General features: G+C 60.2%; 14 protein-coding genes. 9 read left to right on the forward strand and 5 right to left on the reverse strand.

Going from position 1 to position 9,775, the window contains the following annotated elements; translation table 11 throughout:
• The first annotated feature begins 247 nt into the window (after positions 1–247).
• The gene (locus ACR3FE_RS01125; RefSeq protein WP_458204738.1) at positions 248–991 is read left to right on the forward strand and encodes a helix-turn-helix transcriptional regulator; all 744 of its coding nucleotides are present in this window, start codon (positions 248–250) and stop codon (positions 989–991) included.
• On the opposite strand, the gene ACR3FE_RS01130 is transcribed toward ACR3FE_RS01125, so the two are convergent.
• Entirely contained in the window at positions 988–1,674 is a 687-nt protein-coding gene (locus tag ACR3FE_RS01130; RefSeq protein ID WP_458204740.1) for a VOC family protein, read from the reverse strand. The two genes, ACR3FE_RS01125 and ACR3FE_RS01130, sit on opposite strands and share 4 nt — an antisense overlap.
• 75 nt (positions 1,675–1,749) lie before the next feature.
• Here ACR3FE_RS01130 and ACR3FE_RS01135 point away from each other — a divergent pair, with 75 nt between their 5' ends.
• On the forward strand, positions 1,750–2,424 hold the full coding sequence (locus ACR3FE_RS01135; RefSeq protein WP_458204742.1) for a hypothetical protein: 675 nt from the start codon (positions 1,750–1,752) through the stop codon (positions 2,422–2,424).
• A gap of 112 nt (positions 2,425–2,536) precedes the next feature.
• Entirely contained in the window at positions 2,537–2,947 is a 411-nt protein-coding gene (locus ACR3FE_RS01140; RefSeq protein WP_458204744.1) for a JAB/MPN domain protein-containing protein, read from the forward strand.
• 96 nt (positions 2,948–3,043) lie between these two features.
• Here ACR3FE_RS01140 and ACR3FE_RS01145 read toward each other — a convergent pair whose 3' ends face one another.
• Together ACR3FE_RS01145 and ACR3FE_RS01150 are read right to left on the reverse strand one after the other, a co-directional pair.
• Positions 3,044–3,253 (reverse strand): ribbon-helix-helix domain-containing protein, encoded by a 210-nt coding sequence (locus ACR3FE_RS01145; RefSeq protein ID WP_458204746.1) that lies wholly within the window; start codon positions 3,251–3,253, stop codon positions 3,044–3,046.
• A 457-nt stretch (positions 3,254–3,710) separates the two neighbouring features.
• Complete coding sequence (locus ACR3FE_RS01150; RefSeq protein WP_458204748.1) at positions 3,711–4,214, reverse strand: DUF555 domain-containing protein; 504 nt, start codon at positions 4,212–4,214, stop codon at positions 3,711–3,713.
• 188 nt (positions 4,215–4,402) lie between these two features.
• Between ACR3FE_RS01150 and ACR3FE_RS01155 the strand changes: the two genes are divergently transcribed.
• The 4 genes from ACR3FE_RS01155 (at position 4,403) to ACR3FE_RS01170 (ending at position 6,182) form a co-directional block, all read left to right on the forward strand.
• Complete coding sequence (locus ACR3FE_RS01155; RefSeq protein WP_458204750.1) at positions 4,403–5,284, forward strand: DNA-3-methyladenine glycosylase family protein; 882 nt, start codon at positions 4,403–4,405, stop codon at positions 5,282–5,284.
• A 45-nt stretch (positions 5,285–5,329) separates the two neighbouring features.
• Positions 5,330–5,524, forward strand: coding sequence for a hypothetical protein (locus ACR3FE_RS01160; protein WP_458204751.1), 195 nt, complete (start codon positions 5,330–5,332; stop codon positions 5,522–5,524).
• A 78-nt stretch (positions 5,525–5,602) separates the two neighbouring features.
• Complete coding sequence (locus ACR3FE_RS01165; protein ID WP_458204753.1) at positions 5,603–5,881, forward strand: acylphosphatase; 279 nt, start codon at positions 5,603–5,605, stop codon at positions 5,879–5,881.
• Between the two features lie 124 nt (positions 5,882–6,005).
• Positions 6,006–6,182 (forward strand): 30S ribosomal protein S17e, encoded by a 177-nt coding sequence (locus ACR3FE_RS01170; RefSeq protein ID WP_458204754.1) that lies wholly within the window; start codon positions 6,006–6,008, stop codon positions 6,180–6,182.
• Between the two features lie 111 nt (positions 6,183–6,293).
• Here ACR3FE_RS01170 and ACR3FE_RS01175 read toward each other — a convergent pair whose 3' ends face one another.
• Positions 6,294–6,455 (reverse strand): hypothetical protein, encoded by a 162-nt coding sequence (locus ACR3FE_RS01175; RefSeq protein ID WP_458204755.1) that lies wholly within the window; start codon positions 6,453–6,455, stop codon positions 6,294–6,296.
• A gap of 157 nt (positions 6,456–6,612) precedes the next feature.
• Between ACR3FE_RS01175 and asd the strand changes: the two genes are divergently transcribed.
• On the forward strand, positions 6,613–7,647 hold the full coding sequence (gene asd, locus ACR3FE_RS01180) for an aspartate-semialdehyde dehydrogenase (protein WP_458204757.1): 1,035 nt from the start codon (positions 6,613–6,615) through the stop codon (positions 7,645–7,647).
• A gap of 23 nt (positions 7,648–7,670) precedes the next feature.
• On the opposite strand, the gene ACR3FE_RS01185 is transcribed toward asd, so the two are convergent.
• Complete coding sequence (locus tag ACR3FE_RS01185) at positions 7,671–8,303, reverse strand: 2,5-diamino-6-(ribosylamino)-4(3H)-pyrimidinone 5'-phosphate reductase (protein ID WP_458204759.1); 633 nt, start codon at positions 8,301–8,303, stop codon at positions 7,671–7,673.
• An 82-nt stretch (positions 8,304–8,385) separates the two neighbouring features.
• On the opposite strand from ACR3FE_RS01185, the gene ACR3FE_RS01190 reads away from it, so the two are divergent.
• Positions 8,386–9,756 (forward strand): aryl-sulfate sulfotransferase, encoded by a 1,371-nt coding sequence (locus ACR3FE_RS01190; RefSeq protein ID WP_458204761.1) that lies wholly within the window; start codon positions 8,386–8,388, stop codon positions 9,754–9,756.
• Positions 9,757–9,775 lie beyond the last annotated feature (19 nt).

Consider the following 9,775-nt stretch of genomic DNA (forward strand, 5'->3'; position numbering starts at 1 on the left):
GAGCACAGTGCCACGGCGAGAGTGCTATGCCACTATGCGTCAGCGGGGACCATCGGGTGGCCAATCTTCAATACAATTCTGAACATACATAAAAATTTTATTTTTAAACGAAGAGATTTTTATTGTCACTGGAATCCTCCCAGAAGTTTGGAAATTGATAATCTCCTTTTGAGAGCGATAGGAAAAAGAACCATACGGTACAACGGTTCGGTATCCCATGGAAAGAAGACGGTCTCTCGTCGAGTATGTGCTTCGATCAGGGGCACGCACAGCCGTGTTGTTATCTATCGCTGACGGCCGTAATTCGACACAAGAACTCCTGAGTCGTGACCTCGCGAGCGAATCTGCGGTGTACAATGCACTCACCGAACTCGACGACTGTGATCTGGTCTACGCGCCACAGACGAAACGCTGGGCCGTGACAGGAACTGGTTCGGTCGTCGCCGCGCTCATCCGACGACAGCAAGAGACGGAGGAAGTACTCCGGATCGACACCGAGTACTGGCAACAGCACGACGTAACTGCGCTCCCAGACCCATTTCGGTTCCGCCTCTCCGACCTCCTCGGTGGGACCGTCGTCCGTGCGACCGCCACACAACCGTCACGGGCCGAGCGTGAAGTCGAACGTCGACTCCGAGAGGCAGATTGCTTGTCGGTGATCTCACCCATCTACAACGAACGGTACTCTGAAGCGCTCTACGAGGGGGTCGGTGACTCCCGTCTCGTTCTCGATGCTAACGTCCACGAAGATCTCCTCGCCGACGAAACGTTCGAGGCGAAGGACGAGGAGCACCTTGGTATTCGACTTTCCGACGTCTCGTTTGCTCTGGGCGTGATGGAAGGCGGTCTCTTACTCTCACTGCCGACGCTCGATGGTTCGTACGATGGGCAAACCGAGTTCGTCGCGGAGACAGAGCGCGCAGTTCGCTGGGGGAGAGAGCTGTTCGATCACGTCTGGAATGCCGCGATCCCCCTCGAAGAGTACAGTTAATCGGCAGTTTCGAACGTCAAGTAGTGACCATCGGGATCGCGGAATCGAACGCCTTCATCGGTATTTTCGACGCGGCACGCACGGTCTTCGGCCGTCTGGCGAACTGCTGTCGGGTCGTCGGTCTGGAAGCCGATGTCGACGTGAACGCCGCCTCTGGCATCTGCGATGCCGAGATGTGGTTCCCAGAGTTCGAGGTCGAACGGCCCACGCATCCGGATTCGTTTCCGCTCCGCGCCACGGTTGTACGTCTCGAACCCGAGGTCTGTGTAGAATCGTTCCGCTTGGTCGATAGCTTCGACTTCGAGCACTATCTCGAAGATGCCCGTGATATCGTCACCGGTTGCGTCGGTGCCACCGATCTCGACGCAGTTGCCGTCCGGGTCGTAAAAGTACAACGAGCGGGGCGACCCGAACTGGTGTTCCACGAGGTCGAAGTCAGCAGAGAGGCGGTCGTGCCAGTCGTCGTACCGATCTTTGGGCGTCGAAAAGGCGTAGTGCGTGTGTATCCCACCGCGCGGAACGCTATTGGGTCGTCGAAGGATGAGCGTGTGATCTCCGGCCTCGAAGCGTACCTCGTCGTCGCTCGTCGCTCGAACCGGGAGATCGAGAGTCGTTTCGTAGAACTCCCGTGCTCGGTCGAGATACTTCACTTCCAGCGCCAGCCAACGAAGTCCCGAGAGCATACTCCGGCAGTACACAGCGATGGCGCTTAAAACGTCGCCCCGTCGATTTATGCTTCGTTCGGTACTATTGCCTGTATGCCGCTGAAAGAGACTTCTCAACCGACCGAATTTCGAGAGATAGACCGGTGGGATGGCGGTGTCGGATGGATAGCGCATCCGGACGAAGCGATGCAACGAGCCAGTCACGCGATAGCGGTCGACGACGGCGTCTGGCTCATCGACCCCGTGGATGCACCCGGACTCGACGAGTTGTTCGCCGGGTTGGGGGACGTCAAAGGGGTCGTCGTCCTTCTCGACCGGCACATGCGCGACGCGGAGGTGTTCGCGCGACGGTACGACGTGCCACTGTATCTGCCGACGTGGATCGGACGGAGTGCGGAAGGGGTCGCAGTCCGCCGGTTCGAGACCACACTCGCCGATACCGGGATTCGGGTGCTGAAACTGTTCGACAATCCTGCCTGGCAAGAGGCCGCACTGTACGACGAGACGGGAGGGACCCTCGTCGTCCCCGAATCGGTCGGGACTGCCGATTACTTCCGAACCCGCCGCGAGCGGTTGGGTGTGCATCCGATGATTCGACTCCTGCCACCGACGGAACTCCGTGGCCTGACCCCTCGGCGAATCCTCGTCGGACACGGTGCAGGCGTGTTCGACGACGCTCCTGGGGCACTCGCAGACGCGCTCGACGGGTCTCGCAGACGGTATCCATCGTTGCTGGCGGCGACGGTGCGTCGGTTCGCACCCATCTGACGGGAGTCATTAGAACTCTAACGCATCCCGGTATCAGTTTCCGATCACTTCTCGCCGACGAGTCACTCATCTGAGCGATGACGTTATCCCACATCGACACGAAAAGACTTGCGTGGTCTTCGTAACTCGCGGATTGAGGGACGCACTTCTGGAACTGGCTGCGGACGCCGAACCGGAGAAGGTGACGGTCGCACTGGCGGTCACCCCCGCAGGCGACTTGCGCGGAGCGGACGACCTCCCCCCGGAAACGCCCGTGTTCACCCACTTCTACCCACCAGATACGGGTGGCTCTGTCACCGCCGTTTTCGGGATGGATCTCTCCATCCCCGCCGGGCAATCGCAGGGCCGGTTCGTCTCGCACCCACAGGGACACCTCGAAGTATCCCGTACCGACGACTTGCGCGAGGCGATGCTGGTCGCGGTGCCCCCGTGGCGCTCCGATTCCATCGCCGCCTTCGACAGGTCTGGCCGCAAACAGCGATTCGTCGTCCTCGATGCGGAGCCGCCTGCGGAACTGCTGTAGGCGGTTCCGAATCGTTGGGTCGGTGGCTCCGAGGAGACGTCTCTCCGACCGGTACGGAACCGCGAGTCAGCTCCGTCGCCGGTCGTCGCTCGGACGCTACTTCAGGTACCCCAGTTCACGCAACTGGTCGGTGATCTCGCCGAACTCCGCTTCCGTCAGTTCGCCCTCTTTCTGGTGCTGGATGACGATACTCCGCAGGAGAAACCGGACGAGGTCGCTGGTACTCGAAAAGCTCGTTCCTTCGATGGTGTCCTCCACGCGGTTGGCGAGGTCTTTCGGGATTGAAACCGTCGTGTATTCCGTCATGGCAGGGGTTTGGTCGCCCGGTCGGTTATCGTTTACGTCACCTTCATAACTGTCGCGGGGCGCGTGACGATGTGACGGATGCGGTTGAAAAACTGACACTGGTGAGATGTACTAATGTGTACTGAAATGTACTACCTGTTATCCGAAGGGCGAGCGAATGAGGGAACGAGTGGCTTGCCACGAGTGACCGAGTGAGCGATGGGACGACTAGACCGCTTAACGTTAGCGGTGACGACACTCTCGGCTCTAGATTACGCGAGCAGCCATTGCAGTCTCGCCACTGGGTTGTACGAGCAGTAGTGGTAGTCTCGATACGAGGATCGATCATCGTCAGTGTCCTTCAAATCGAAATCGATCACCAGAACATCGCATCCACCGCAGAATCACATCTCAACCGACCTACACTCGTCTCACGGGAGGGGCAACCCGAATCGGGATCTAACGTCGCACTGCCACGTTATTCGATGAGGTCTTCGAACTCCGGCAGCACGTCGTCGTCCTCGTCGTTTTCACTTTCGTCTGCACTCTCAGTGCTCGTGTCTTCGTCGTCTGCACTCTCGTTCGTGCTTTCATCGGAGTCGGCCTCGGATTCATCCTCGTCCTCGTCGTCCTCGTCGTCCTCGTCGTCTTCTAACACTTTGACTTCGAGGACCGTGAGTGGAATGTTCTCCAGTCGTTGGCCGATCTCCTTGCGTGCGATGCGCGAGGCGTGTTCCTCCCGTTCGACGTTGAACACCGTCATCTCCAGCTCCAGCGCGACGAGTGCTTCGTCGGCGGCGATGAAGGCTGGCGGGAGTTCCTCGCCGGAGGGGGACGTACGCTCGCCCATGTTGATCTCGACGTAGTTCAGATCCGGGTTCAGCAACTCGCCAGTCTTGGAGATGGCGATCCGCACTGCCTCGTCCGGCGTCCCTACATCGTACACCGGAATCGCGGCTTCGACGACAACTCTGCAGTTCATGATCCCACAGGCAATTACACAGCCAGCGGTATGAATTTTCGCCCGTCACGCGGTTCGTGACAGGTCACACGAGCACGTATATCCGAATCTGGTACACGTTCGTCGGTTGCTGACGGAGGGGTGCGTCCGGCGGCGACCGACGTGGCGAACCGAAAGATTTGCTCTTCCGCGCTCCCTCTCCCGGAGCGATGGAAACAGGTTCGATTCCCGTTGCCGACCTGCCGGGTGGGTTCGACCTCCAATCGACCGTCGAGAGCGGCCAGAGCTACCTCTGGCGACGCGAAGATGGCCAGATGTACGAGACGACGCACGCCTACGGCGGTTCAGCGTGGTACTACACCGTCGTCGATGGCGAAGTCGTTCGTGCTCGCCAGCAGGACGGCCTGCTAGAGTGGGAAGCCACGACCGACGCCGAACCCCTGCTCGTCTCCCTCCTCCGCCTCGACGACGATCTGGACGCGATCATCGACGCGACCCCGGACGACCCACTGGTCGAAGCTGCATACGAGAAGTATCGTGGGATGCGGATCGTCCGTGACCCTTTCTTTCCCTGTCTCATCTCCTTCATCTGCTCGGCGCAGATGCGCGTCAGTCGAATCTACGGGATGCAGACCGCGTTGGCGAGAGAGTTCGGAGATCGAATCGAGTTCGACGGAAAGACGTACTACGACTTCCCGACGCCCGACCAGTTGGCCACGGCGACGGAAGCCGACCTGCGCAACCTGAACCTCGGCTATCGCGCGCCCTACGTCCAGCAGACCGCGGAGCTCGTCGCGTCTGGCGAAGCGTCTCCTGACGACGTGCGAGGAAAATCCTACGAGGTCGCCCGCGATGCGATGACCGTGTTCGTCGGCGTCGGCGACAAGGTGGCCGACTGCGTCCTGCTGTTCTCGCTCGGCTACCTCCAGGCAGTTCCGCTCGACACGTGGATTCGAAGCGCCATCGAGGATTACTATCCACATTGCGAGCAGGGGTCGTACACTGCAACCTCGCGAGCCATCCGAGAGCAGTTCGGCGACGAGTACGCAGGGTACGCTCAGACCTACGTGTTCCACTACTTGCGAAACTGATACTTAGATAGAGATATACCATCACTGACCATTGGTACGAGAGATATGGCAAGCGAAATCCTGCCCCTCGCTGCCGGTTTCATCGGCATCGCCGTCGCGTCGGGAATCGGCGCGCTGTTTGCCCTCCGGACGTTCGCCTGTAGCGAACTCGGTCTCACGAAGAACGAACTACGAACCGCGGTCAAACATCTCTCGTACGAACCAATGGCGACGGACGGTAACACCCCGCCCGAGGAATGACGACGATCCGATGATACTTCCGGATGACCCTGGACCACAGCCCCGACGATTTTGTGTCTCGGATTCGAACGACCGACCATGACAGACCGAACTCGCGCACACGTCTTCGTCACCGGGAGAGTACAGGGCGTCTACTACCGGGCGAACACCCGCGATACGGCACAGGAGAAGAGCGTCGATGGCTGGGTGCAGAACCTCTCGGACGGGCGCGTCGAAGCCGTCTTCGAAGGCCCCGAGGCGGCTGTCGAGGAGATGGTGGAGTGGTGTCACACGGGTAGTCCCGCCGCAAACGTCGATGACGTAGAGGTCGAATACGGAGACTCGGAAGGTGAAGACGGCTTCAGGATACGGCGGTAGAGCGGTCAGCGTACGGGACACTCCGTGAACCGGGAGTCGGTAACTGGTGAGAACCGAGATAGCAATTCACTCGCATCGGACGCGAACGAATGCTTTTAAGGCCCGCTGTCGGAAACAGTTCGATATGGCAATCAAACCCGACTACGTCAAAAAGACGGGGACCATCCTGCTGGAGCGATATCCGAACGCCTTCACGAAAGACTTCGATCAGAACAAAGAGAGCGTCGAAAAACTGACCAACATCGGGTCGAAGGGTGTCCGAAACCGCATCGCAGGCTACGTCACCCGAAAGAAAGAGTAATTCTCGGAGAGACGGCTTCGTCGATACCTGTCACAACATCTAGAGAGCGACTGCTGGCTGGATTTCCTCGGAGACGGTGAAGAGATTCGTGAGAGAGATCTGATCACTGGTTCAATCGTCGGTCGCTGCTTCGTCGACGAGGGGCGAGAACTCCGTCCCGCCACATCGTTCACAATCACCAGACTCTGTCGGGAGCACGACCGATCCATCTCCCCGGATACGCGCTGTGTACGGCTGTCCACATTGTTCACAGGTGACTGTTGCCCGCTCCATAGTTCACCGAAAGCTACAGTCGGTATATCTGGATATCGATGAACGATCGTTCACCAAACTGATAACTGGCAGACGGTGGTCACCAAAATATCGCACTCTCGGCAAACACCGACCTTGTCGAAAGCTACTTGCGCGACCTGTTGTTACCCAATCGCACATGAGTACCAACGTTGGAATCCTCGGCGGGACGGGTGCGGTCGGACAGCGATTCATCCAACTGCTCGACGGTCACCCCGAATTCGAACTGCAAGTGATCACGGCGAGCGACGAGAGTGCGGGCAAATCCTACCGTGAAGCGGCGAAGTGGCGCGTCGATTCCCCGATACCGGACGCAGTCGGCGATATCACGGTTCGTGCGACCGACCCCGGAGACGTACCGGACGACGTCGATCTCCTCTTCTCGTCGCTTCCCTCCGGTATCGCTGCAGAGGTCGAACCGGAGTTCACCGAGGCAGGCTACGTCGTCTCGTCGAACTCCTCGAACGGCCGGATGGCCGACGACGTTCCGCTCGTCATCCCGGAGGTCAACGCAGACCATCTGGACATCATCGAAGTCCAGCGCGACGAACGTGGATGGGACGGCGCACTCGTGAAGAATCCGAACTGCTCGACCATCACGATGGTTCCCACGCTCGCCGCGCTCGACCGATTCGGACTGAATCGCGTCCACGTCGCAACCTTGCAGGCCGTCTCTGGCGCGGGATACTCCGGCGTCACCTCGATGGAGATAATCGACAACGTCATCCCACACATCGGCGGCGAAGAGTCGAAGATGGAGACCGAATCGCGGAAGCTCCTCGGAACCTTCGACGGCAGCGAGATCGACCACCACGACGTGGACGTGTCGGCCTCCTGTAACCGGGTACCGACGCTCGACGGCCACCTCGAAAACGTCTGGGCGGAAACGGTCGAGGAACTCACCGCAGACGACGCCCGCAACGCGTTCCGCGACGCACCGACCCTCGATCTGCCGAGCGCGCCCGACCCGCTCATCGAAGTGTTCGAGAACGACGACCGCCCGCAACCGAGACTCGACCGCACCCTCGGCGGTGGGATGCAGATCGCAGTCGGTGGGGTACAGGAGTCGCCCGCAGGAATCCAGTACAACTGTCTCGCCCACAACACGATCCGCGGCGCGGCTGGAGCCAGTCTCCTGAACGGCGAACTGCTCGTGCAGGAAGGCTGGGTGTAGGTGGACGGGACTTCTCTTCGTGTTCAGGTGACAGAGTAGCGCAACAGCACCCCGTCGTCGACCCGTTCGGTGTCTTCGAGTTCAAGGTTCGGGAACGACTCGCGGTCGGCGAATCCTTCTCCATCGGCCAGAGTGGGAGCATCCCGCCCGCCGATGACGAGCGACCCGACGTAGAGGCGGAGTTCGTCCACGAGTCCGTCTGCGAACAGCGAAAAGATGAGTTCGCCACCGCCTTCGACCATCACCTGCTCGACTCCCCGTGTTTCGAGTTCGGTGAACGCTTCGTCGAGTGAAACCCGGTCTGTGCCCGCGGCGACGACTTGCGCCCCTGCCGCCTGGAGTGCTCTCACGTTCTGGTCTGGGGCGACCTCGGCGACGAAGAGGAGGGTGTCCGCCCGGTCGTCGAGCACCCGAGCGTCTACGGGCGTCCGTGCGCGGGAATCGGCGACCACGCGAACCGGGTTCGCTCCGCCATCCGCAGTCAGCGAGGGGTCGTCTGCCAGCACCGTCCCGACGCCGACGACGATGGCGTCGCTTTCGACTCGCAGGTCGTCCACCCGGTCGAAGTCGTCCGGTCCACTGATGGCGACCTGCTCTCGCCGCCGCGAGGAGAGTTTTCCGTCGGCGCTCGTCGCGGCGTTGACGACCACGTGCATGCGCGGTCGTATGCGTCCCCGGTGAAAACCGCTTTCGGTGCTATCAGGAACTTTATGCGCCTTCCCCCAGACGAGACGGACGATGGTTTCCCGGAACATCTATCGCTCACTCTTCGCCGCCCTGCTTCTCCTCTGTTCGGCGACGATCGGCTACGCATACACGACCTCCCCGGTTCGAGACGCGGTCGGCGAGTACCACGACCAGTCGAACCTCCCCTTCGAGGAACGCACGTCGGTCGCTCCGGCGAGCGGAGATATCACCGTCGTCGCAGGACACGGGATGAAAGGCGAGCAATCTGCACTCGTCGCGTTCGGGCCAAAGGGACGAGTGGTGTATCACGATGCGAACTACACCGGCTACTTCGACGTCGATCCGGTTCCATCGGAGTCGATGACCGTCGAGTACGTAGCTGAGAAACCACTGACCGGCGCGCGAGCGAAATCGTGCGACGCGAAATGCACCGTCTCGTTCGTCGAACGAGTGAACCTCACGACGGATGAGAAGACCCGCGTCTTCTCACGTGTCATCCCACAGGACAGGGGTGCAAACTGGCACGACGTGGACAGGCTTGGAGATGACCGGCTTCTCGTCGGCGACATCCACCAGGATCAGGTGTACGTCGTCAACACCACCACCAACATCACGACGTGGCGGTGGGACGCGCAGGACGATTTCCCCATCACCGAAGGTGGCCCGTATCCGGTCGATTGGGCGCACCTCAACGACGTGGAACGACTGCCGGATGGTCGGTACATGGCCAGTCTTCGAAACCAGGATCAGGTCGTCTTCCTGAACGAGAGCGGCCTGATGGAATCGTGGACGCTCGGTGCGGAAGACAACTACAGCGTCATGTTCGAACAGCACAATCCGGACTACATCCCCCGTGAACGCGGTGGTCCGGCGGTCGTCGTCGCCGATTCGTTGAACGACCGCATCGTGGAGTACCAGCGCGTCGATGGTGAGTGGCGCCGGTCGTGGGTGTGGAACGACTCGGAGATGGTGTGGCCGCGCGATGCCGACCGACTGCCGAACGGTCACACGCTCGTCGCAGACACCAACGCGAACCGCGTGGTGGAAGTGAATCGATTCGGCGAGGTCATCTGGGAAGTCCCCGTCTACTCTCCATACGAGGTGGAACGACTGGGAACCGGTGACGAGAGCGCGAGGGGACCGAGTGCGAAGCAGGTTGACGTCGAATCGGCGACGGCCGATATCGACGAGCGAGGCGTGTACGAACGATTGGCGCACGGGCTGTTCTCTCGAAAGACCGTGAATAGTCTCTGGTTCGTTCTCCCGATGTGGGCCGGGCTCGGCGAACTACTCGCGGCAGTTATCGCTCTGCTGACGCTGCTCGTCTGGATCGGTTTCGAACTGCGCGGGGCGAATTTCACGATAGAGACGCACGTCCCGATTCGAGTCTCTCGTGAAACGAGCGACGACGAACACTTTTAATCCATCCCGTCCCAACTCC

The organism is Haladaptatus rarus, from assembly GCF_054177585.1.

Excerpts from the sequence above, each read along its gene's own strand:
- ACR3FE_RS01130 (WP_458204740.1), bottom strand. The coding sequence starts at position 1,674 with ATGCTCTCGGGACTTCGTTGGCTGGCGCTGGAAGTGAAGTATCTCGAC.
- ACR3FE_RS01135 (WP_458204742.1), top strand. The coding sequence starts at position 1,750 with ATGCCGCTGAAAGAGACTTCTCAACCGACCGAATTTCGAGAGATAGAC.
- ACR3FE_RS01145 (WP_458204746.1), bottom strand. The coding sequence starts at position 3,253 with ATGACGGAATACACGACGGTTTCAATCCCGAAAGACCTCGCCAACCGC.
- ACR3FE_RS01150 (WP_458204748.1), bottom strand. The coding sequence starts at position 4,214 with ATGAACTGCAGAGTTGTCGTCGAAGCCGCGATTCCGGTGTACGATGTA.
- ACR3FE_RS01155 (WP_458204750.1), top strand. The coding sequence starts at position 4,403 with ATGGAAACAGGTTCGATTCCCGTTGCCGACCTGCCGGGTGGGTTCGAC.
- ACR3FE_RS01160 (WP_458204751.1), top strand. The coding sequence starts at position 5,330 with ATGGCAAGCGAAATCCTGCCCCTCGCTGCCGGTTTCATCGGCATCGCC.
- ACR3FE_RS01165 (WP_458204753.1), top strand. The coding sequence starts at position 5,603 with ATGACAGACCGAACTCGCGCACACGTCTTCGTCACCGGGAGAGTACAG.
- ACR3FE_RS01170 (WP_458204754.1), top strand. The coding sequence starts at position 6,006 with ATGGCAATCAAACCCGACTACGTCAAAAAGACGGGGACCATCCTGCTG.
- ACR3FE_RS01175 (WP_458204755.1), bottom strand. The coding sequence starts at position 6,455 with ATGGAGCGGGCAACAGTCACCTGTGAACAATGTGGACAGCCGTACACA.
- asd (WP_458204757.1), top strand. The coding sequence starts at position 6,613 with ATGAGTACCAACGTTGGAATCCTCGGCGGGACGGGTGCGGTCGGACAG.
- ACR3FE_RS01185 (WP_458204759.1), bottom strand. The coding sequence starts at position 8,303 with ATGCACGTGGTCGTCAACGCCGCGACGAGCGCCGACGGAAAACTCTCC.
- ACR3FE_RS01190 (WP_458204761.1), top strand. The coding sequence starts at position 8,386 with ATGGTTTCCCGGAACATCTATCGCTCACTCTTCGCCGCCCTGCTTCTC.